22 protein-coding genes are annotated in these 20502 nt (G+C 63.2%); 15 read left to right on the forward strand and 7 right to left on the reverse strand.

What is annotated here, in order from left to right; all coding sequences use genetic code 11:
• The first annotated feature begins 227 nt into the window (after positions 1-227).
• Positions 228-1094 carry an acyl-CoA desaturase gene (locus tag KBY57_RS03000; RefSeq protein WP_409996400.1) on the forward strand — a complete coding sequence of 289 codons (867 nt, stop codon included), beginning with the start codon at positions 228-230 and terminating at the stop codon, positions 1092-1094.
• Here the strand turns inward: KBY57_RS03000 and KBY57_RS03005 are convergent.
• Complete coding sequence (locus KBY57_RS03005) at positions 1079-1903, reverse strand: hypothetical protein (RefSeq protein ID WP_254994397.1); 825 nt, start codon at positions 1901-1903, stop codon at positions 1079-1081. The genes KBY57_RS03000 and KBY57_RS03005 overlap by 16 nt on opposite strands.
• A gap of 55 nt (positions 1904-1958) precedes the next feature.
• Between KBY57_RS03005 and KBY57_RS03010 the strand changes: the two genes are divergently transcribed.
• The 8 genes from KBY57_RS03010 (at position 1959) to KBY57_RS03045 (ending at position 9264) form a co-directional block, all read left to right on the forward strand.
• Entirely contained in the window at positions 1959-2930 is a 972-nt protein-coding gene (locus tag KBY57_RS03010; protein ID WP_254994398.1) for an acyl-CoA desaturase, read from the forward strand.
• A gap of 41 nt (positions 2931-2971) precedes the next feature.
• Entirely contained in the window at positions 2972-3208 is a 237-nt protein-coding gene (locus KBY57_RS03015; RefSeq protein ID WP_254994399.1) for an AbrB/MazE/SpoVT family DNA-binding domain-containing protein, read from the forward strand.
• A gap of 29 nt (positions 3209-3237) precedes the next feature.
• Complete coding sequence (locus tag KBY57_RS03020) at positions 3238-3633, forward strand: type II toxin-antitoxin system VapC family toxin (protein WP_254994400.1); 396 nt, start codon at positions 3238-3240, stop codon at positions 3631-3633.
• Between the two features lie 47 nt (positions 3634-3680).
• Positions 3681-4139, forward strand: a complete 459-nt coding sequence (gene rplI / locus KBY57_RS03025; RefSeq protein WP_254994401.1) for a 50S ribosomal protein L9 — start codon at positions 3681-3683, stop codon at positions 4137-4139.
• Positions 4140-4283: 144 nt separating this feature from the next.
• On the forward strand, positions 4284-5693 hold the full coding sequence (dnaB, locus tag KBY57_RS03030; protein WP_254994402.1) for a replicative DNA helicase: 1410 nt from the start codon (positions 4284-4286) through the stop codon (positions 5691-5693).
• 3 nt (positions 5694-5696) lie between these two features.
• A complete protein-coding gene (locus tag KBY57_RS03035) occupies positions 5697-6476 on the forward strand; it encodes a hypothetical protein (protein ID WP_254994403.1) in 780 nt (259 codons plus the stop codon).
• Positions 6477-6512: 36 nt separating this feature from the next.
• Complete coding sequence (gene mnmG / locus KBY57_RS03040) at positions 6513-8444, forward strand: tRNA uridine-5-carboxymethylaminomethyl(34) synthesis enzyme MnmG (protein ID WP_254994404.1); 1932 nt, start codon at positions 6513-6515, stop codon at positions 8442-8444.
• 13 nt (positions 8445-8457) lie between these two features.
• Entirely contained in the window at positions 8458-9264 is an 807-nt protein-coding gene (locus KBY57_RS03045) for a hypothetical protein (RefSeq protein WP_254994405.1), read from the forward strand.
• Positions 9265-9313: 49 nt separating this feature from the next.
• Here the strand turns inward: KBY57_RS03045 and KBY57_RS03050 are convergent, their stop codons facing one another.
• Positions 9314-10591: an O-antigen ligase family protein gene (locus KBY57_RS03050; RefSeq protein WP_254994406.1), complete on the reverse strand. Its 1278-nt coding sequence runs from the start codon at positions 10589-10591 to the stop codon at positions 9314-9316.
• 62 nt (positions 10592-10653) lie between these two features.
• Between KBY57_RS03050 and KBY57_RS03055 the strand changes: the two genes are divergently transcribed.
• Together KBY57_RS03055 and KBY57_RS03060 are read left to right on the forward strand one after the other, a co-directional pair.
• A complete protein-coding gene (locus tag KBY57_RS03055) occupies positions 10654-11637 on the forward strand; it encodes a Stf0 family sulfotransferase (protein ID WP_254994407.1) in 984 nt (327 codons plus the stop codon).
• Positions 11638-11705: 68 nt separating this feature from the next.
• Positions 11706-12953: a hypothetical protein gene (locus KBY57_RS03060; protein ID WP_254994408.1), complete on the forward strand. Its 1248-nt coding sequence runs from the start codon at positions 11706-11708 to the stop codon at positions 12951-12953.
• Here the strand turns inward: KBY57_RS03060 and KBY57_RS03065 are convergent.
• Together KBY57_RS03065 and KBY57_RS03070 are read right to left on the reverse strand one after the other, a co-directional pair.
• Positions 12945-13826: a glycosyltransferase family 2 protein gene (locus KBY57_RS03065; RefSeq protein ID WP_254994409.1), complete on the reverse strand. Its 882-nt coding sequence runs from the start codon at positions 13824-13826 to the stop codon at positions 12945-12947. The genes KBY57_RS03060 and KBY57_RS03065 overlap by 9 nt on opposite strands.
• A gap of 29 nt (positions 13827-13855) precedes the next feature.
• Positions 13856-14773: a glycosyltransferase family 4 protein gene (locus KBY57_RS03070; protein WP_254994410.1), complete on the reverse strand. Its 918-nt coding sequence runs from the start codon at positions 14771-14773 to the stop codon at positions 13856-13858.
• A 201-nt stretch (positions 14774-14974) separates the two neighbouring features.
• Here KBY57_RS03070 and KBY57_RS03075 point away from each other — a divergent pair, with 201 nt between their 5' ends.
• Positions 14975-15607 (forward strand): chorismate lyase, encoded by a 633-nt coding sequence (locus tag KBY57_RS03075; RefSeq protein WP_254994411.1) that lies wholly within the window; start codon positions 14975-14977, stop codon positions 15605-15607.
• A gap of 103 nt (positions 15608-15710) precedes the next feature.
• Complete coding sequence (locus KBY57_RS03080; RefSeq protein ID WP_254994412.1) at positions 15711-16232, forward strand: hypothetical protein; 522 nt, start codon at positions 15711-15713, stop codon at positions 16230-16232.
• On the opposite strand, the gene KBY57_RS03085 is transcribed toward KBY57_RS03080, so the two are convergent.
• The 3 genes from KBY57_RS03085 to KBY57_RS03095 form a co-directional block, all read right to left on the reverse strand.
• Positions 16172-16693, reverse strand: a complete 522-nt coding sequence (locus KBY57_RS03085) for a DUF1269 domain-containing protein (protein ID WP_254994413.1) — start codon at positions 16691-16693, stop codon at positions 16172-16174. The genes KBY57_RS03080 and KBY57_RS03085 overlap by 61 nt on opposite strands.
• Before the next feature lie 72 nt (positions 16694-16765).
• A complete protein-coding gene (locus tag KBY57_RS03090) occupies positions 16766-17254 on the reverse strand; it encodes a hypothetical protein (RefSeq protein WP_254994414.1) in 489 nt (162 codons plus the stop codon).
• Positions 17255-17394: 140 nt separating this feature from the next.
• Positions 17395-17940, reverse strand: coding sequence for a SprT family zinc-dependent metalloprotease (locus KBY57_RS03095; RefSeq protein ID WP_254994415.1), 546 nt, complete (start codon positions 17938-17940; stop codon positions 17395-17397).
• 53 nt (positions 17941-17993) lie between these two features.
• Between KBY57_RS03095 and KBY57_RS03100 the strand changes: the two genes are divergently transcribed.
• Positions 17994-18416: a hypothetical protein gene (locus KBY57_RS03100; protein WP_094561489.1), complete on the forward strand. Its 423-nt coding sequence runs from the start codon at positions 17994-17996 to the stop codon at positions 18414-18416.
• Positions 18409-20496: an NAD-dependent DNA ligase LigA gene (gene ligA, locus KBY57_RS03105; protein ID WP_261356628.1), complete on the forward strand. Its 2088-nt coding sequence runs from the start codon at positions 18409-18411 to the stop codon at positions 20494-20496. Before KBY57_RS03100 ends, ligA begins: the two co-directional genes overlap by 8 nt.
• The last annotated feature ends 6 nt before the right edge of the window (positions 20497-20502 follow it).

Here is a 20502-nt window from a genome sequence, read left to right on the forward strand (position 1 = left end):
GCTCCATGTTGCCGGGCACTGCGCAGCTAGATTTCTCGCCGCTGTCCCACGGCGCCATTGCCAAGGCGTTATCGGGCATGCATCACCCGGAGAATGCGTTGGTTCTGAGTACTGATCCGGCCCGCCACAACCGTGACACCAACGGTGCTGCGCCAGGCCTGAATGCCCAGGTTCTGAAGGTCGAGGCCCCAACCCCCGCAGCCCCAAGCAGTCAGGACGAGCTCCGCATCCGTGCGTCGCTGGTTTCCCCACGTGATCCCCTGCCGCCGCGGCAACGCAAATTCAAGACCGGCACGACCGGCTTCATGCTGGCGATGCACGTGGGGGCTGTGTTTGCCCTGCTGCCGCGCTTCTGGAGCTGGCAGGCAGTGGTGGTGCTGGCTGTTCTGTATTGGACAACCGTGCTTGGTGTGACCCTGGGCCTGCACCGGCTGGTGACCCACCGCAGCTTCAGCGCCCCCCAATGGCTGGAGCGCCTGCTGGTGCTGATGGGAGCTCTGGCCTGCCAGAGCGGACCGATCGAGTGGGTGGGGCTGCACCGCCACCACCACAAGTATTCCGACCAACCCAACGACCACCACGACGCCGGCCGCGGCCTGTGGTGGGCCCACAGCGCCTGGATGCTGCATGAGATCCCGGCCCTGCAGCACGTGCAGCGGCTCACCGGCGACCTACAGCGCGACCCCTTCTACCGCTGGCTCGACCGCTGGTTTCTGCTTCTGCAGCTACCCCTAGCCGCCGGTCTCTACTGGTATGGCAACGCCGCCCAGGTGCAAGGTGGCGGCCTGGGCCTGGTGCTCTGGGCGATCCCGCTGCGGCTCGTGGTTGTGTATCACGTCACCTGGCTGGTGAATTCCGCCACCCACTTCTGCGGCTACCGCAACTTCGACTGCCCCGACCGCTCCCGCAACTGCTGGTGGGTGGCGATCCTCAGCTTCGGCGAGGGCTGGCACAACAACCACCACGCCTTCCCCCATTCGGCGCGCCACGGCCTGCGCTGGTTTGAATTCGACATCACCTGGCAGCACATCAAACTGCTGCGGGCCCTGGGCTGGGCCAAGCGGATGCGGGTGGCCAGCTACCGGCCGTCCTGAGGAGCCCCTCCCACCAGGCTGCAGGACGGATCGCGCAACTGCTGCCGGATCGCCGCCGCCAGATCCAGCTGGTCGCGGCTGGTCTCGCCGACCACGCCCATGGCCCGCGCCTGCTGACGCAGCAACTCCAGAAACTGATCCGGACCCAGATCCCGCTCGCCCATTGCCCCGAGCCGGGCCAGGGTGCTGCGCAGATCGGGAAGTTCGCTGTCGAGCTCGGCGGCCGAAAAATCCCGCTGGCCGGCCATCACCTCAGCAAAGCGCTCCCGCCGCTGGCGCTTCTCCACCGGATAGGCCGCCAGCAGCTGATCGCGGCAGAGGCGCCAGGGCTGGCCCGCCGTGAACAACTGGGACAGGGCCGCACTCAACGGCACCGCCTCCTCGCTGGCGATGCGCAGGTCGAAGGCCACCGGCGGCTGGCGCAGCCCCACGAACACCTCCAGCAACTCGCCCGGCCCCAGCACCGGCGCCCCCTCATCCTGAACGGGCAGGGCTGAGGTCTCCAGGGCGGCCACCAGCTCCGGGTGGTCTGCCAGGCGCTGCAGCAGCGGCTCGCCGAGCACTCCGCCGCGCACCTCAGCGGCCAGCACCTGGTTGATCTGGCCCAGGGCCAGGAACACCTCCGGCCCCGGGGATGCCAACTTGCCATTGCGCAGCATCGACAGCTGGGAGTTGTGGACCCGGCCCAGATCGAGGGCCTCCGCCAGGGCCGGCAGCACCCGGTGCGACCAGCCATTGCGCTCGTGCCACACCTTGATCAGATGGGCGAACGCAACGCGACCCGATGCGAGCTCTTCCCGATATCCCACCCGATAAGGATCCGTATTGCTACGATTCTAGCGATTCATTCGGAGCCGGTCCTGCATGGCCGCACCAGTCAGACCCGCCGCACCAGCTACCCAGCGCCTTGCCACCCGCAAGCCCGCCTTCATCAACCAAGGCGTGGGCGGCGAGCAACGCGCGGAGGCCCTGCATCGGCCGCGCCATCGCGGAGCCGTCAGCAGTCAGGGGTCTAAGACCACCCCCTGGGTCACCATCGGCTTCATGGCCGTCATCCACGTGCTGGCGGTGGTGGCCCTGCTGCCCCAGTTCTGGAGCGTGCCGGCCCTGGCCAGCTTCCTGGTGCTCTATTGGGTCACCGCCTGCCTGGGCGTAACCATCGGCTACCACCGGCTGCTCAGCCACCGCGCCTTCCGTGTGCCCCAGTGGCTGGAGCGCTTCTTCGCCACCTGCGGCGCCCTCAGCTGCCAGCACGGCCCGATCGACTGGGTGGGCCTGCACCGGCACCACCACAAGTTTTCTGATACGGACGTGGATCACCACACCAGCCTCAAGGGCTTCTGGTGGAGCCACATGGGCTGGATGTTTGCCCCCATCCCCGCCATGGGAGCGGTGCCCCGCCTCACCGGCGACCTGGCCAAAGATCCCTACTACCGCTGGCTGAACAACAACTTCCTGCTGCTACAGATCCCGCTGGCCGCCCTGCTCTTCTGGATCGGCACCGCGACGGGCGCCGGCGGCTGGGGCCTGGTGCTGTGGGGCATCCCCCTCCGCCTGGTGATCGTCTACCACTGCACCTGGCTGGTGAATTCAGCCACCCACCTCTGGGGTGAGGTGAGCCACGACAGTGGCGACGGCTCCCGCAACAACCCCTGGGTGGCGGCGCTCACCTTCGGCGAGGGCTGGCACAACAACCACCACGCCTATCCCCATTCAGCCCGCCACGGCTTCGGCCGACAGATCGACCTCACCTGGCAGCACATCCGGCTGATGCGGGCCCTGGGCCTGGCCCACCAGGTGCGCCTGCCCGCTGCTGCCGCACCGGGTGCTCGGTAAGATTCTTACAAATCCAACGATCTCCAGGTCGCAGGGCAGCCATGCGGATCACCAGCAAGGGGCAGGTCACCATTCCCCAAGCGATCCGCGAGCGCTGCGGCTTCACGCCCCACACCGAGGTGGAATTCGTTGAGGACAACGGCCGGGTGATGCTGCAGCGCGTCAGCGTCACGCCCAGCCGGGGCACGGCAGCGGTCGAGCGGCTGAGGCGGGCGCGGCTGCGCACCCGCCTCAGCACCGATGAACTCCTCGCCCTCACCCGCGGCGAGGAACCCTGAACCGGCCGAACCCCGCGCCGAGTCCAGCGGTGTTTGCCGACTCCAATGTGATCCTCGACATCGCTACCGGCGATCCGATCTGGGCTGACTGGAGCAGCGCCCAGCTCAGCCACTGGCTCGATGTCGGTCGCGTGCTGATCAACCCGATCGTGTACGGCGAAATCGCCTTCGCCTGTGATCGCATTGAAGAGGTCGATGGGCTGCTGCCGCCCGAGCTGTTTCAGTACCGCCCCATCCCCCGCGAGGCCGCCTTTCTGGCGGCCCGGGCCCATGCCGACTACCGCAGTCGGGGCGGCCAGCGGACGGCTGTGCTGCCCGACTTCCTGATCGGCGCCCATGCCCTGGTGGAGCGCTGCGCCCTGCTCACCCGCGACCCACGCCGCTACCGCTTGGCCTATCCCGGCCTGGGCCTGATCACGCCCTGATCTAAGGTGATCAATCGGCTCGAGTTCAGACACCCGTCGTTATCCCCATGGCCAAACGCGTTCAAGTGGTCCTCAACGCAGACGTTCTCAGCCTGGGTAAAGACGGGGATCTGGTGGAAGTGGCTCCGGGTTATGCCCGCAACTTCCTGGTGCCCACCGGCAAGGCCGTGCCCGTCACCGCCGCAGTGCTGCGCCAGGTGGAGGCCCGCCGGGCCAAGGAAGCAGAGCGCCAGGCTGCCCTCAAAGCTGAAGCGGTTGCCTTCCGCACCGCCCTCGACACGATCGGCCGCTTCACCGTCAAGAAGCAAACCGGTGGCGACGACGTGCTGTTCGGCACCGTGACCAACGGCGACGTGGCCGAAGCCATCGAAGCCGCCACCAAGAAAGAAGTGGATCGCCGCGACATCCTTGTGCCGGAAATCCACCGCACCGGCGCCTACAAGGTGCAGGTCAAGCTCCACCCTGAGGTCAACGCCGAGATCAACCTGGAAGTGGTCAGCCACTGACGCCCACAGCCTCATCGGCGTCCGAGCCACTCCACCCGTGGGGTGGCTTTTTGTTGACCACCCCAGCTGCAGCGCCCAATCGCTGGTCAAACCACGCCTAACCCGGCAGGATGGACAACCCGGCGTTCCTGCCCTCCAAAGCCGATGGTGAGCGTTCCCCTCAACCCACCCGGCCGTGAGCGCGCCGGCAGTCCCAAGGGCGGGCGCAACGGCGATGCCGAGGCGCGCTTTGAGGCCCTGCCCGACTCGGTGCCCCCCCAGAACCTGGAGGCCGAGGAGGCGGTGCTCGGCGGGATCCTGCTCGATCCCGATGCCATCGGCCGCGTGGCCGACGTGCTGCAGCCGGAGGCCTTCTACCTCTCCGCCCACCGCGAGATCTATCGCACGGCGGTGATGCTGCACAGCCAGGGCAAGCCCACCGACCTGACGGCCATGTGCGCCTGGCTGGCCGACACCGGCGCCCTGGAGAAAGTGGGCGGCCAGGGGCGGCTGGTGGAGCTCGTGGAGCGGATCACCTCCACCGCCTCGATCGACCAGGTGGCCCGCCTGGTGATGGACAAGTTTCTGCGGCGCCAGCTGATCCGCTCCGGCAACGAGGTGATCGCCCTGGGCTTCGATCAGAGCAAGCCGATGGAGCAGGTGCTCGACGAGGCCGAACAGAAGATCTTCGCCATCAGCCAGGAGAAACCCAGCACCGGCCTCACCCCCACCGCCGAGATCCTCACCAGCACCTTCAACGAGATCGAGAGCCGCTCGCTGGGCACCGCCGTCGCCGGCATCCCCTGCAACTTCTACGACCTCGATGCCATCACCCAGGGACTGCAGCGCAGCGACCTGATCATCGTGGCGGGCCGGCCGGCGATGGGCAAAACCTCGATCGTGCTCAACATCGCCAAGAACGTCGCCCAGATCCACGCCCTGCCGGTGTGCGTGTTCTCGCTGGAGATGAGCAAGGAGCAGCTCACCTACCGCCTGCTGTCGATGGAGGTGGGGATCGAGAGCGGCCGGCTGCGCACCGGTCGGTTGCAGCAGGAGGAATGGCCCCTGCTCGGCCAGGGCATCAACAGCCTGGGCCAGCTGCCCCTGTTCCTCGACGACAAACCCAACTCCGGCGTGCTGGAGATGCGCTCGCTCTGCCGCCGGCTGATGGCCGAAACCGGCAAGGAGCTGGGCCTGATCGTGATCGACTACCTGCAGCTGATGGAGGGCTCCACCCCCGACAACCGGGTGCAGGAGCTCTCGCGCATCACCCGCGGCCTCAAGGGCATGGCCCGCGAGCTGAACGTGCCGGTGATGGCCCTCTCCCAGCTCAGCCGCGGCGTCGAATCGCGCACCAACAAGCGCCCGATGCTGAGCGATCTACGCGAATCGGGCTCAATCGAGCAGGACGCCGACCTGGTGCTGATGATCTACCGCGACGAGTACTACAACCCCGAAACCCCCGACCGGGGCATCACCGAAGTGATCGTGACCAAGCACCGCAACGGCCCGGTGGGCACGGTGAAACTGCTGTTCGAGCCCCAGTTCACCCGGTTCCGCAACCTGGCTGCCTAATCCATGTCGCCAGACCAGGCGCCGCTCACGGTGTTGACGGTGCAAACCGGCCACCGCTACCCCGATCTGTGGGTGAGCCGGCTGGCCGCGATGGTGGCCCGGCACCTGCCGGAAGCCCATCGCTTCATCATTTACACCGATCGTCCGGAAGCAGGTCGCTTCGAGCCCCCCGGCGCCGCACACCAGCAGCTGGAGGTGCGGGATCTGCAGGGCGGCTCCCTGCAGGGCTTTTTCGGCAAGCTGCGCCTGTTCGACCAGGCCCTCACCGGCACAGATCCCTTTCTGTTTCTCGACAGCACCCTGGTGATCCGCGCCAGCCTGGAGCCCCTGATCGCGATCGGCCGCAGCAGCAGCGCCAGTGTGATCGGCGTGCGCGACTGGAACTACCCGATCCTCAATTCCTGCGTGCTCTGGTGCCGTCCCGACGCCCACACCCAAACGGTCTGGGACGCGTGGCAGCAGGGGCGTTACGCCGACATCGCCTTCCCTGGCGACCAGAACGTCATCTTTCACGTTTTCGGCGAGACCGCGCCAGCCGCCCTCACCTACTGGCCCGAAGGTCTGGTGAGCTCCTACAAGGCCCTGCGCAAACTGGCCCGGCGCGATCCCGAGGCGGCCCAGCGCGCGCTTGCGGCCAGCAGGATCCTCAAGTTCCATGGCCGCCCCAAGCCCGAGGAGGTGCTGCACCCCTGGCGCCATCCCCAGCACACGATCCTGCGCCACCCGCTGCATCCCCGACTCTGGAGCTACCTGGCCGACGAAGTACGCCGCCACTGGCACTAGCGGCACTGGCACGAACGCCGGGTTTGAATAGAAGGCATGACCATGACCGCTACACCCACTGAGCACTTCGATGTGATCGTGGTGGGCGGCGGCCACGCCGGCTGTGAAGCAGCCCTCACCGCGGCGCGGCTGGGGCTGAACACGGCCCTGTTTTCGCTGAACCTCGATCGCATCGCCTGGCAGCCCTGCAACCCTGCGGTGGGCGGGCCGGCCAAGAGCCAGCTGGTGCATGAGGTGGATGCCCTCGGCGGTGTGATCGGCCGACTCGCCGATGCCACTGCCCTGCAGAAGCGGGTGCTCAACGCCAGCCGCGGCCCGGCCGTGTGGGCCCTGCGCGCCCAAACCGACAAGCGCCAGTACGCCCGCCAGATGCTGCAGCTGCTGCAGCACACCCCAAATCTGGCCCTGCGCGAGGCGATGGTGACGGGGCTGGAAGTGGAGGACGCCCACGTGTGTGGCGTGCGCACCTACTTCGGCAGCGTCTATGCCGCGCCGGCCGTGATTCTCACCACCGGCACCTTCCTGGGGGGCCAGATCTGGGTGGGGCACCAGTCGATGCCCGCCGGCCGGGCCGGCGAACAGCCGGCCGAGGGGCTCACCGAAGCCCTCGAGGCCCTGGGCTTCCAGATGGGCCGCCTCAAGACCGGCACCCCCGCCCGGGTGGACCGGCGCAGCATCGCCCTCGACCAACTGGAAGAGCAGCCCAGCGATGCCCACGATCGCTTCTTCTCCTTTGATCCCGCGAGCTGGGTGAGCGGCGAGCCGATGAGCTGCCACATCACCCGCACCACCGCCGCCACCCACCAGCTGATCCGCGACAACCTGCACCTCACGCCGATCTACGGCGGCGTGATCGACAGCAAGGGCCCCCGCTACTGCCCCTCGATCGAAGACAAGATCGTGCGCTTCGCCGACAAGGAAAGTCACCAGATCTTCCTGGAGCCCGAAGGCCGCGACACCCCCGAGATCTACGTGCAGGGCTTCTCCACCGGCCTGCCGGAGCGGCTGCAGCTGGAGCTGCTGCGCACCCTGCCGGGCCTGGAGCAGTGCGTGATGCTGCGGCCCGCCTACGCCGTCGACTACGACTACCTGCCCGCCACCCAGCTCAAAGCCAGCCTGGAAACCAAGCGGGTGGCGGGGCTCTATGCCGCCGGCCAGCTCAACGGCACCACCGGGTACGAGGAGGCCGCCGCCCAGGGGCTGGTGGCGGGCCTCAACGCGGCCCGGCAGGTGCGCGGCCAGAGCGCGGTGCACTTCCCGCGGGAGGGCAGCTACATCGGCACCATGATTGACGACCTGATCACCAAAGATCTGCGGGAGCCCTACCGGGTGCTCACCAGCCGCAGCGAATACCGGCTGGTGCTGCGGGGCGACAACGCCGACCGGCGCCTCACCCCCCTGGGCCGGGAGCTGGGCCTGATCGATGCGCGTCGCTGGGGGATCTACACCGCCAAGCAGGAGGCGATCACCGCCGAGCAACGCCGCCTCGACACCGTGCGCCTCAAGGCCAGCGATCCAGCCGCCGCCGCCGTGGTGGCCGAAACCGGCGCCACCATCAAGGGCTCGATCACCCTGGCAGAGCTGCTCCGCCGCCCTGGCTTCCACAGCAGCGATCTGGTGCGCCACGGCCTGGCCGATGCCGCGCTGCCCGCCGATGTGCGCGAAGGCGCCGAGATCGACATCAAATACAGCGGCTACCTGGCCCGCCAGCAGCAGCAGATCGACCAGGTGAAAAAGCAGGCGCACCGGCCGATCCCCGCCGGCGTCGATTACGCCGCCATCGGTACCCTCTCCAAGGAAGCCCGCGAGAAGCTCACGGCCGTCCAGCCGAGCAGCCTGGGCCAGGCCTCACGGGTGCCGGGCGTTAGCCCGGCCGATATCACCGCCCTGATGCTGTGGCTGGAGATCCGCAAGCGCCAAGACTCGTCAAGCTCCAAAAGCCTCGGTACGTTGAACGCCTCCACGTAAGCAGCGGCAGCAGGTGAGTCCGGTACGCGGTATCCCCACCTCCCGGGCCTACTGGGAGCTCAAGGCCGAGCAGATGCTCAACCGGGTGTTTGAGCCGGGACAACCGATTGACGTGGAGGTCTGCGACGCCCCCGACATCCCCATCGAGCCTGGGGATCTGACGACCCCACCGAAGCCAGCCCCAGCCCCGCAAGCAAACCCTCGACCCCAAGGTTGGATCGACCAGCTGGGCCGCAAGCCGAGTTTGTTGCTGGCCGGAGCCAGTATCACGGTGATGGTGGTGGCCGGCATGGCCCTGGTTGTGGTGGGGGCCTGGAACCAAAGCCAGCAAGCGATCCGCCAGGAGCGCAACATGCTCTTGATCGAGCGGCTGCGCGCCATGGGGCCTGGCAGCCAGGCTGCAACGGACGAAGCTGCCCAGGCAGCAGCCCCGAAACAGTCCGCCCAGGATGGGGACCTGCCGCCACCGCCGCCGGGAGGCAGCGAACCCTGGATGGAAGAACTGGCCACCCTGCCGGCGAGCAGCGCACCTGCAGCCGAGGTACTCCAGGTGCCGGTACACAGCCGCATCACCAGCCCCGCTCCAGCCGCCACGAGCTCCGCCAGCAGCGGGGGCGGTGCACCCCAATTGGTGGGAGTGGTGCAGGTACCCGGCCAGAGCGGATCAGCCATCTTCCAGCTCGGCAGCAGCTCCACCAGCGCCGCCGTGGGCGAGAGTATCGGCAGCAGCGGCTGGCGCCTGCGCTCCGCCAGTGGCGACAGCGCTGTGATCGAAAAGGGCGGGGAACAGCGGAGGGTGAGCATCAGCAGTGGCTTTTAGAGCGCCGGCAAAAGCCAATCAGCACAGAACCAAGCCAGATAGAAGATGGTCAACAGCGCACCACTGAATCTTGGGCTCCAACTGCCTTGGAAGCAAGACGCTGGGAGTAGGCGATACCAAACAATGCAGAGATTGAGCCCACATACGTGAAACTTGCAAATTTCATGCCGAACTGACTTGAAACCAATAAACCCAAAATCGCACAAAGTGCCGCCACAGCTACTGGGCTTTTAAGACAGCCCTCACGCCTTAAAGCCGAGAACTGAACGACAACAAAAATAAAAACACAGACAGACCCAACAATCCCACCCGAGAGCAAGAGCTCAATCAGTACATTATGCGGAAAAGAATGGAGACCTAAAGCACTTTCGGGCAAACAGGAGAGCTGCAGGCTCTTAAAAGAATCAAACCCGGCTCCGAACCAAAAATAACTTTTTATCCAGCTTTCAGCAGAGCACGTCCACATCAGCACGCGCTCCCCAACACTCCCATAACCAAAACCCTTAACATCAACAAACAAGACCAAGCCGGTCACTGCACCACAGAGTGCACTAGCGAAAATAATTTTCTGCGCAAGCATCGCTCGGCCTAGCACGAGGTAAGAAACGAGGAGAAAGGAGCCGATTGCCAGCCAGCCAGCGCGGTAGTTTGTCACGATCAACAATGAAGCAACCCCGCCAAAGGAAATAGCAAATAAGGAAATTCGCAGGAAGCGCTGCAGGCGAGATATCCGTGATTGCAAAGGAAATCGCGCAAACGAACAAATCAAGATGCCAAGCAAGATAGCGGCATATGTTAAACCCCTTCCATTAATATTTGGATTATCAAAAAATCCATAGCTGATACGGCCAAGATATGATACAGGAAATGCAAGATGAATGACGGCGAATAGGCAGGCAAGCAAAAGAGGAACTGCCTGAAACGGCCTCACCAGCAATTGCCGACCAAACAGCATGCCTGGCAAAAACATACAAAAACCAAGAGCTATATCCACAACGGCCGAGGCAGACAGAAGTCGATTAGCCGACAGCGCTGAAGCAAACAGCAAGCAGGCAAGGAGGATCCCAACATTCCGAACCAAGACGGTATTAATACTTAGTTCTGAATAGCGAAGAAGGGCAGCGGCACAGGCCATCCAAGCCATCACACGACCCCATCCGGGATAGTAGATACCGATAAGACCCAAAAACAACAGGGCATCGAGCGCAGGGGACGATGCCCCTCCAAGAGGTCCCAGGTAAGATTGAATAGCTTTGATTTGGGAAAGCGACCCGCGAATCAATCTGTTTCCAGATGGCTCTTTGCTGGACAAGCTTTTGCTAGACAAACTCAGGACCCACCGACCATTCCTGATCAGGTTAACAGCGAAGTGATCCAGCCGAAATATTGATGCAAAAAGAAGCTCTAACCATGCGTTATTTAGCCGTCCCCTCGGATCTGACAACTCCAATCCAAGATCATGACTTCGCCTCGGCGGCATATGACAATCCCCAGCCTCACAGCGGGGAACTTAAAAAACTATACGTCCTAATTTCGACACCGAGAAGCGGCAGCACCGCACTGTGCTCAGAGATATACCGGCAAACAGGCCTCGTCATCCATGAATATCTTCAACCTTTTCAATACATGCCCTGCTTAGCATCTCGCTATGGGGCGATCCATAAGTCAATCCATCACAAAGCTACTGCCAATACAAAAGTTATCGTCCTAAGCAAATACTTTGACGCGCTTGTGCGGCAGCGAGCAATCAATGGAGCCTTAGGCATAAATTGCCACGTATCTCACCTCATCTACCTAGAAGCCCTGATCAGAAAGGCCAAAGATGTCAACCCGGATCTTACTCTTTACAAAGACTATCTATGCAGGCACGACAAGTATCGGCAAGCAGCATCCTACGCAATCGCCAAGCAAACTCGTTTATGGTCAACGACCCAGCAGGCAGCCGTGCCTTCCCTAGGAAAACTGCAGCGAGTGAGTCTTTGCATAAGTGCAGCAAACTGCTACCACAAATTAAAGATCCAAGATCAACAAGCACTGGCCCCTAGCCTGGCACTTGATTACGAACACCTATTGACCTATGAAACAGACATCCAGCACAACATCGTGCAAACAGCAGCGGAAGTAGTGTCAGCACTTTGCTTGGCCAAACAGTCCCAAAAACATTCGGCTTTCACAAACTTGCAGCGCCAAACAAGCACCATCAACATCGAGATTGCCCGATCAATCAGCAGACATATGGTTGCATATCGATTACTAGGCCTCATTATGAGGCCATTGCACAAGTTAAGAACGCAGCTGTATCGCTATATTGGGCGACTAAGATCTCAGCCCCTAGCACTTAAGCATCATTTTTTGCTCGAAGTTGATGGCTAGCTAAACACGCTCTTTGCTCGATCACCAACAGTAGTGATATTGTGAGGCTGGAGCTTGAGCATCGCTCAATGAACAATGAACCCAGTCAGCGCAGGCTCCATAAAATGAACTCAAGTGATTCAGCTCATCAGTTCATGCTTCCGCCAACGGTCGCTGCAATTGAGTTCATGACCTTTCACCATGAAGTTCTCGCCGCATTCTGCAAGCACACTATAGAGCTCAATATAAATACCCTGGTCATTTCTCCGTCAACAGGAATTCAAAAAGCTATCGGCAGATTTGCTGCCGATAGCTTTGAACAATTGAAAGAGATAGCGCGCCTCAACAAGACAGAACTGAGCCTCATCATTTCTCACAACGCAAAAGAAATAGTTACATCCATAATGAAGGCCGATGCTGTCTTTATTGGAACCGTTCCTCCATCGCCTTCATCTTCGACCAGGCGACAAGCAAACAATACTTATTCACGCCACGAGGAAATGATTTCAATAGTAAAAAGGGCCCTGAAACAAAACAAGTTGATATACATTGTAATTCACAAACCACAAGATGATGCTGCTCAACTCGTTGGAAGCCTTGATCCCGATGAATGCAAAAGAGTGTCAACCATTTATCTAAGCAGGGAAACAGCAAATTTCTGCAAGCAACTGTTTCCCAATCGATTTCGCAGTGAGCTAATCATGCCTACCATTGGGCTACTCGATTCATCCAGCAACGACGCTGGAGTGGCTTCCTCAGCAGGCACCAGCATGGTCGTTGCTGGCGAAATCAGCTCAAAACGTCGTCACTATGCAAGCTTAGCTACTTTGCATACAAATCGGAAATGGCTGCGTTCTCAGGGGATTATCATTCGAATTATCGGCCGGATCAAGCTTGAATCATGGCGCGAAAAGATATTGCGACTCTGCGGATTACCTCCCAAGTGGCTATTCTTTGTAAAGTATCCAAGCCTTCTGCCACTTTGGCTCGATGGATGCCTCGATCTTTCTATGACACGGTACTCAAAGGTTTCAGATCGAGCCCTCGCTGACGCGATCGTAAGCTCAGCTTGCCTACTTGATCTCAAACTAAAGCACTATTCAGATTGCGGGCAGACAACAGGCGCCATAGGACTGGCCATGACTCATCAAAAGCCATTGATCGACCTGGAAGCAATCACAGGAATAATTCCAAATAATCAGCAGACACCTGCATTATCTTCGCTACATCAGTTGATTAAAAAAGAAACCAAAGATCTTATTGCTGAGAAAGAAGCCCTAGTCGAGAAGTTTAGGCAGCAACTTCAGAAGGATTTGACCTTAGCCATATCACTTTAGCACTTGACAACGATCTGAAGGATCAAGATGCACGATGCCATCAGAATTCAGCCATTGATCAAGTCCGCGTAAAGCTCGAACACGTCGCTGCCGGATCGTTTCCAACCGCTGATTCATACTGCGTTCTCGCATGCCCGGCGTCACATAAGAATGGTCATGATATAAATGTAATGGAATGCTCGAAAAGCGAAGATGACGCCCACGAATTCCAGCATGATTCAGGCGCGTTCCAAATTCCACATCCTGTCCTCCATACTGAATGTCTTCATTGAAGCCATTCACCATCATCGCCTCACTGCGCAAACAGGAAGAGTTGTGCCCGTTCCAGGTTTTCTTCGTCGGCGTCAGATGATTGGCAATCCTAGTGAGCGGACGAGGCAGAATTAGTTTCAACAATTTTGTACTCGGCGTCAACCCATGGGACAACAGCCATGAAATCCCAAATACATCGGCATTCTGAATATCCTCGGCGGTCACAAGATCAGACAGACTTGCAGGCAACTTGAAATAAGCACCAGTCAAAAAATGACCTGGTCTTGCCATCTCTTTGTGAGAGGCAACAAAGCCTGGCGGCAGTACACAATCGCCATCTGTAAACAGCAACCTGTTGCCTTTCGAAACCGCGATAGCCTTATTTAAGATTCGACACTTCTGAAATCCTTGATCTTGTTGCCAAACATGCACGATCCGCACGGGACTTCGTGCTGCATAGGCCTGCAACAATTCTGCTGTATCAGGCCTAGAGCCATCATCAGCAATAACAACCTCAAAGTCTGCACAAGACTGAGCGAAGACGCTTTCCAGAACCTTGGCAAGCCAGGAAGCAGAGTTGTAGGTTGAAATAATCAGGCTGATAGAAGGTTGGGCAGTCATCCTGGAAGTGCCGAGTGCTTAGAGGTTACTCAGAGGGAATTAGTAGCGAGCTGAAAATATATTTGATTGACCCGACTTGCTTCTCGCTGAACCGAATAGTGCTGGCAAGCAACTTCTCGAGATGCCGATGCTAGACGATCCAATTTTTGCATGTCTGTTAGCAATTGTGAAAGCTGGCTCGCAAGGCTGCTTGCCGATCCAGTTTGAAACATCGCTCCGAAATTCGGCTGAATAATCCACGGCCAAGCTCCCGCCTCGGATGTGACCGGCACACAGCCGGTCGCCATGGCTTCCAGCGGAGTGAGGCCAAAACCCTCACGGCGTGATGCCGCCACGCAAATCCTGGACCGCTGATACCAGCGACGAATATCGGCGGATTCAAGATCCCCCACAAAATGAATGCGCTGCTGCAGGCCGGCAGCCGCAATCCGCTGCTGCATCGCCTCCAGATAAGGCAGATCATGTTGCTGACAAAGCCCTGTGATGACGGCAGTCCAATCCGGGAAACGGGGCAACACCGTCAACAAAGCATCAACAAACAGATCGGTTCCCTTGCTGGGCCTGATGCGGCCGAAACTACCGATCACCTGCTGATCCGCCAGGCCCACTTCCGCCAACAAGCCCTGCCGATCGGCGGCGGGATGGAACTGCTCGCAGTCCACACCGTGAAAGATCACCGCATCGCAACGCTCCAGAAACGCAGCCGAGCGCGGAGAAGTGGCGATCACCGCATCGCAACGCCGGATCAGCTGGCGCAGCCACCAACCCGGGCGCTTCGGTGCCGCCGAGGTGAACACCACTCGCCAGGGCTGCCGCAGCAGCGAACGGAGCAGCAGGCCGATCAGAATTTCAATGTCACGGCGAGCGTGCCAAATGCGCCAGCGACCCAGACGGGGCCGGCTCCAGCCCCAGCGCAGCAACGACCAGAACCCGATCTCACCCCCCAAGCCCAGCTGACCCCAGTCCCACACCACCAGCTCCTGCTGATGCCGCTGCCACGGCACCAGCGCCTGCACGGTGGCTGAGACGCCCGTGAAGCGCCGGTGCAGGTTGGTGACGACAACATCCGCCAGCACCGCCAGCACCCAGGGGTGCCAACGCTACCCGGGCCAGCACAGCGGACCGGCTCCCGCCGCCAGAATCAGCCAATGGAAACCAGTCGCGGCAACGCGGGGCTTCTGCCTTCCCCCCATCCCCGCTGGCAGCTGAACCTCAGCGATGGCAGCACGGCCGCAGGTGATCAACGCCTGAGCGGTCCGTGGCGACTGCTCTTGTTGGGGGATGGCAGCCCCACCCGACACCTGGAGTCGCTCACGGGCGAGCCGGTGGAGATCGAGTTGATTGCCATGGCGCCGGAGCCGGCGGCCCCGGATCCGGATGGCGCCCAGCTGCCCACCAGCTCCCCGCCACCTCCAGAGATCGCCGAACTGGATGGGCCGCTGCTGCGGCGTCAGGTGTGGTTGCGCTGCGGTAGCCGAACCCTGGCCTGGGCTGAGAGCTGGTGGAATCAACAACAGGCGGATGACTACCTGCAAGAGCGGGAGCAGCCGATCTGGCGCAGCCTCACCAGCCACCGGGCCGAACTGTTTCGGGAGGTGGATGGGCTGGCCCAGGTGGACGCCCCCTGGCTGGAGGAGCGCTTCGGCCGGGCGGGGCCGTTCTGGAGCCGCCACTATCGCTTCTTCCGCGGTGGGAAAGAACTCACCGTGATCCGGGAGGTGTTCTCGCCAGAGCTGGAACACTGGCTGGGGCCCGTTGCAAACCGCACCAGAACGCCATAACAGTTTGCAAACTTGGTAACGGCTTGCAGCAATAAGGGCTTGACGGATTGACGCCGGTCATGCTCTGCCCAGCATTGGGCCACTTGCGCCGGGAGACCGGGCCATGACCACCCCCACGCCGCCCGCTGCCAACCCGGCGCAGGCCCACTGGTTGAGCCTGACCGACCTCGGCCGGATCTATGGCATTTCCGCCGTGCACTGCGGCCGGCTACTCAGCGAGGCCGGCCTGCGTCAGGGCAACGGCGCCCCCAGCCCCAGCGCCCTGCGCCAAGGCCTGGCCTACCAACACCATCCCCAGTCCCCCAACCCCAGCGCCGTTTGGAATGCGCAGGGCTGCTGCCCCCTGCTGCAGCAGCAGGGTCTACGCCCCATGGCCGAGCACCATTTGGTGGGCCAGTGGGCCGACCTGCTGGTGGCCCTGGTGCAGGGCTCACCAGCGATCAGCACCTCCGCCGAAGAAATGGCGAGCGACCTACCCCAGGAGCTGGTGCAGCCGGTGAACCTGGAACTGCAGCAACGGGGCTGCAGCTTTCAGGTGGGAGCCCGCACTCCCAGCCGACACGCTCAACCCAAGCGCAGGGCCTCGGCCTGCAGGCGGGCCCGCTCCAGCAGATCGCGCAGCTGATCCTCGTCGGTGTGGCTGAGGTTGGTGCGCAGCAGCTTGGCGTGGGGAGCATGGGCGCGCAGGCGCTCGATCACCCGATCCGGCGTCGCTTCGCGCACCAACAAACACAGGGCCGCACTGCCGCGGGGCAGGGTCTCACCCAACTCCCGCATGAAGCCATCGTTGATGCCGATGTCGGAGAGGGAGCCCGACGCCGCCCCCACCCCCGCACCCACCGCAGCACCCAGCAGCGGATTGAGGAACAGCAGCCCCACCAAAGTGCCCCAGAAGCCGCCGCCCAGGGCACCGGCCGCCGTCATGTTGATGGCCTGACGCAGGTGCACCTGGCCCTCGCTGTCGTGCTCCACCACCACCGCATCCTCGAGGGCGATCAGCTGCTCGCGCTGGATGTCCACCAGCTCCCGACGCACCTGCTCGGCCTCCTCGGCCTTGGGAAACCCAACCACCACAAGGCTGCCCATCCAATCCCCTGCATCTGAAGCAAGGCTAGTGAGGAAACCTGACCCGGCCCGGCAGCCAGAACGGCAGCCGGTTCAGCGGCGCCGGGTGGAGCGGGGCAGAGCACGGCCAGGGGTTGGGCCATCTCCGGCAGCAGGGCCGCCGTCAGAGGGCGAGGCACTGGATGCCGATCGGCCGCTGGAGGCTTGCCGCTGCCATCGGGGCACCGTGAAGGTTTCGTCGTCGGGCCACTCGGCGGGATCAGCTGGCTGGGCGGCCGTGGTGCGGCGGGAGATGGCATCGAGGGGGCGGCGACGCGCGGGCACAGGTGCGCTGGGTTCCGGCCTCGCCTCCTGCCAGGGCTCACGCCAGTCGTCGTCGTCTTCGAGGATCCAATCGAGCTTGTTTTCCACCCAGCGACCCAAACCATCCAGCCGGGCACGGCGCCCATCGCCGCGGGTCGCCGAGCGCGCACCCGAGCGGGAGCCGGGCCGGGCGCCGGACACCCCATCCACCAGCTGCCGGCCCGCACTCACCAGCCGATCCAAACGCTGCTCAACCGGATCAGACCAAAACTCAGGCATGGGTCCAGGTTAGGGATCCAGCTAGCGGCGCCGGCCCGCCAACCAGCGCTCGCGACCCAGGCCAACCAGGGCGATGGTGAGCCCGCCAAATTCCAGGGTCCAGAGGAACACGCCCATGGCGATGCCGAGCTGGCGTGACCCTAGGCCGCTTGCTCAAAGTGCAAGAGGCAGCTGGCATGCCAGCGCCCGCCATGGAGCCGCTCGCAGCACAAGCGGCAGGCCAGGCCCTTCACCCGGCGTCGGTAGGGCGCTTGCACGCCGCAGGTGGGACAGCAGGCCAACCAGCGGGGCGGCGTGGTGCTGGCAGGCAGGGGATAGCGGTGGCGGATGCTCACCTGAAACTCGCTCTGGGCCGCATTGATGGCGGCCATCCGGGCCCTGAACTGGGGGCCGTGCACCTCCTGGGCGCCCACCACCCGATCCACCCAAACGTGAATCATTTCGTGGCAGAGGGTGCTGAGGGTGGCCGCACGGGGCAGGGGGTCGAGCAGGGGCCGCGACAGCACGATCTCGCAGAGGCGCCGTCCATCGGCATGCCGACCGAAGCGATACATCCCGGCCGTGCGGCGCATGCGGCCGTCGCTCCAGCGGAGCTCCACCAGCCGCTGGCCAGCGGGCGCCAGCGAACCGTCGAAGTGCTCCCGATCCAGACGGTGAAACAGCGGCAGCAGGGGCTCAAGGGGCATGCCGGCTTGGCAGTCAGTCAGACTCTGGCCCAGTCAACGCAATTTATTTCGAGATGGACTGGGGTCTCACCCGCGACATCGGCACCAAGGCCCTGCTGGCTGGGGCCGGGACCCTGCTCCTCTACTGGACGGTCACGGCGGTGAAGCTGGTGCTCAGCGCCCGCGGCATCAACCCCCTGATCAAGCAGTTCTTCACCCAGGTGGCCAGCGGCCAGATCGATGGCGCCTACCTGCTCACCACCAAGAACTACCGCTCCCATGTGAACCGGCAACAGTTCATCCGCTTCCTGGCAGGGCTGCAGCTCAACAAATACCGCAACCTCAAATCCGGCCGGCCCCGGCTCGACGATGGCCAGCTGATCCTCACCGTGAAGCTCAAGAGCGACGGCAACGACGAACTACCGCTCGATTTCACCTTCGTGAAGGTGGAGGAGCAGTGGCGCGTCGATCGCATCACCAAGCTCGCTGCTGCCTGAGCCCCTCGCTGTGACGTCTGACCAGGCCCGGGCGGAGGAGTTGCGGCGACTGCTCACCCGGGCCGCCCACGCCTACTACGTGCTGGATGCTCCCGAGATGGAGGATCCGGTCTACGACCGGCTCTACCGCGAGCTGCTGGAGCTTGAGCAGGCCCAGCCGGCGCTGATCAGCCCCGATAGCCCCACCCAGCGGGTGGGCGGTGCCCCAGCGGAAGGCTTCACCAGCGTGGCCCACCGCATTGGCCTGCTCAGCCTCGACAACGCCTTTTCACTCGACGAGCTGGAGGCCTGGTATGGCCGGCTGCTGAAGGTGCTCGACCGCACAGGCGATCTCGCCATGGTTGGCGAGCTGAAGATCGACGGCAACGCCCTGGCGCTGAGCTATGCGCAGGGCCTGCTGGTGCGAGCCGCCACCCGGGGCGATGGCGAGCGGGGCGAGGAGATCACTGCCAACGTGCGCACGATCCAGAGCGTGCCCCTCCGCCTGCAGCTGAACCACCCACCAGCCTGGGTGGAGGTGCGCGGCGAGGCCCTGATCCCCGATGGCACCTTCGCGGCCATCAACGCCGAGCGGGCCCAGCGGGGTGAAGCGCTGTTTGCCAACCCCCGCAACGCCTGCGCCGGCACCCTGCGCCAGCTCGATCCGCGGGTGGTGTCCGCCCGGCGGCTGGATTTCTTCGCCTACACCCTGCACCTGCCGGACGACTGGCGGCCCGGACCCGGTGATCCGCCGCGGCCCACCAGCCAATGGGAGGCACTGCGGTGGCTGCAGGCTGCCGGCTTCAAGGTGAACCCCAACGCGGCGCTGCTGCCCGATCTGGCGGCGGTGGAGGGGTTCTTCGCCCAGTGGGAGGAGGGCCGCAAGGCGCTTCCCTACGCCACCGATGGCGTGGTGGTGAAGCTCAACGACCTGCGCCTGCAGGACGCAGCCGGCTTCACCCAGAAGGCCCCCCGCTGGGCCATCGCGCTCAAATACCCAGCCGAGGAGGCCCCCAGCACATTGGTACGGCTGGCCTGCCAAGTGGGCCGCACCGGCGTGGTGACCCCCGTGGCCGAATTCGAACCCGTGCCGCTGGCCGGCACCACGGTGAGCCGCGCCACGCTGCACAACGCCGACCGGCTGGCGGAGCTGGATCTGCATGCCGGCGACACGATCGTGGTGCGCAAGGCCGGCGAAATCATCCCCGAGGTGGTGCGGGTGCTGAGCGAATTGCGGCCGGCAGGGGCCGTGCGGCTGGAGCTGCCTCACGTGTGCCCCGAATGCGGCGCAGAGCTGGTGCGCGAGGAGGGAGAGGCCGCCACCCGCTGCGTGAACAGCAGCTGCCCGGCGATCCTGCGCGGCGCCCTGCGCCACTGGGTGAGCAAGGGGGCCCTGGATGTGGATGGCCTCGGGGGCAAGCTGATCGAGCAGCTGGTGGATCGGGGCCTGGTGCGCTCGATCGCCGATCTCTACGGGCTCGATGCGGCGCTGCTGGCCAGCCTCGATCGCATGGGGGCCAAATCGGCCGAAAACCTTGTGGCAGCGCTGGCGGCCTCCAAGGCCCAGCCCTGGCACCGCCAGCTCTATGGGCTGGGCATTCACCACGTGGGCGACGTGAATGCCAAGGCCCTGGCCCAGGCCTTCCCCAGCGCCGCAGAGCTGGCCGCCGCCACCAGTGCTGACCCCGGCTCACCGGACCTGATCACGGCCGTGTTTGGTATCGGTGGCGAGATCGCCCAAAGCGTGCAGCAGTGGTTCACCACCCCCGCTAACCAGGCGCTGCTGGAACAGCTGGAACAGCAGGGCTTCTCCCTGGCCTCCCCGCTCGACGCCGAAGCGAGCGGGACGACAGGTCCCATGCCCCTGGCGGGGCAGACCCTCGTGCTCACAGGCACCCTGCCCACCCTCACCCGCAGCGCCGCCCAGGCCCTGATCGAAGCCGCCGGCGGCAAGGTGAGCAGCTCGGTGAGCAAGAAAACCAGCTACGTGGTGGCCGGCGAAGAGGCCGGCAGCAAGCTCAGCAAGGCCGAGAGCCTGGGGGTGACGGTGCTGGATGAGGCGGGGCTGCTGGCCCTACTGGCAGAGCCAGCCGCAGCCTGAGGTTGA

Origin of the sequence: Cyanobium sp. Aljojuca 7D2, from assembly GCF_024346415.1 — a bacterium.
In the GTDB taxonomy this organism is placed as follows: domain Bacteria; phylum Cyanobacteriota; class Cyanobacteriia; order PCC-6307; family Cyanobiaceae; genus Cyanobium_A.

Coding starts and splice junctions, on each gene's coding strand:
- KBY57_RS03010 (WP_254994398.1), top strand. CDS start 1,959: ATGGCCGCACCAGTCAGACCCGCCGCACCAGCTACCCAGCGCCTTGCC.
- KBY57_RS03015 (WP_254994399.1), top strand. CDS start 2,972: ATGCGGATCACCAGCAAGGGGCAGGTCACCATTCCCCAAGCGATCCGC.
- rplI (WP_254994401.1), top strand. CDS start 3,681: ATGGCCAAACGCGTTCAAGTGGTCCTCAACGCAGACGTTCTCAGCCTG.
- dnaB (WP_254994402.1), top strand. CDS start 4,284: ATGGTGAGCGTTCCCCTCAACCCACCCGGCCGTGAGCGCGCCGGCAGT.
- KBY57_RS03035 (WP_254994403.1), top strand. CDS start 5,697: ATGTCGCCAGACCAGGCGCCGCTCACGGTGTTGACGGTGCAAACCGGC.
- mnmG (WP_254994404.1), top strand. CDS start 6,513: ATGACCATGACCGCTACACCCACTGAGCACTTCGATGTGATCGTGGTG.
- KBY57_RS03055 (WP_254994407.1), top strand. CDS start 10,654: ATGCAAAAAGAAGCTCTAACCATGCGTTATTTAGCCGTCCCCTCGGAT.
- KBY57_RS03060 (WP_254994408.1), top strand. CDS start 11,706: ATGAACAATGAACCCAGTCAGCGCAGGCTCCATAAAATGAACTCAAGT.
- KBY57_RS03065 (WP_254994409.1), bottom strand. CDS start 13,826: ATGACTGCCCAACCTTCTATCAGCCTGATTATTTCAACCTACAACTCT.
- KBY57_RS03075 (WP_254994411.1), top strand. CDS start 14,975: ATGGAAACCAGTCGCGGCAACGCGGGGCTTCTGCCTTCCCCCCATCCC.
- KBY57_RS03080 (WP_254994412.1), top strand. CDS start 15,711: ATGACCACCCCCACGCCGCCCGCTGCCAACCCGGCGCAGGCCCACTGG.
- KBY57_RS03085 (WP_254994413.1), bottom strand. CDS start 16,693: ATGGGCAGCCTTGTGGTGGTTGGGTTTCCCAAGGCCGAGGAGGCCGAG.
- KBY57_RS03090 (WP_254994414.1), bottom strand. CDS start 17,254: ATGCCTGAGTTTTGGTCTGATCCGGTTGAGCAGCGTTTGGATCGGCTG.
- KBY57_RS03095 (WP_254994415.1), bottom strand. CDS start 17,940: ATGCCCCTTGAGCCCCTGCTGCCGCTGTTTCACCGTCTGGATCGGGAG.
- KBY57_RS03100 (WP_094561489.1), top strand. CDS start 17,994: ATGGACTGGGGTCTCACCCGCGACATCGGCACCAAGGCCCTGCTGGCT.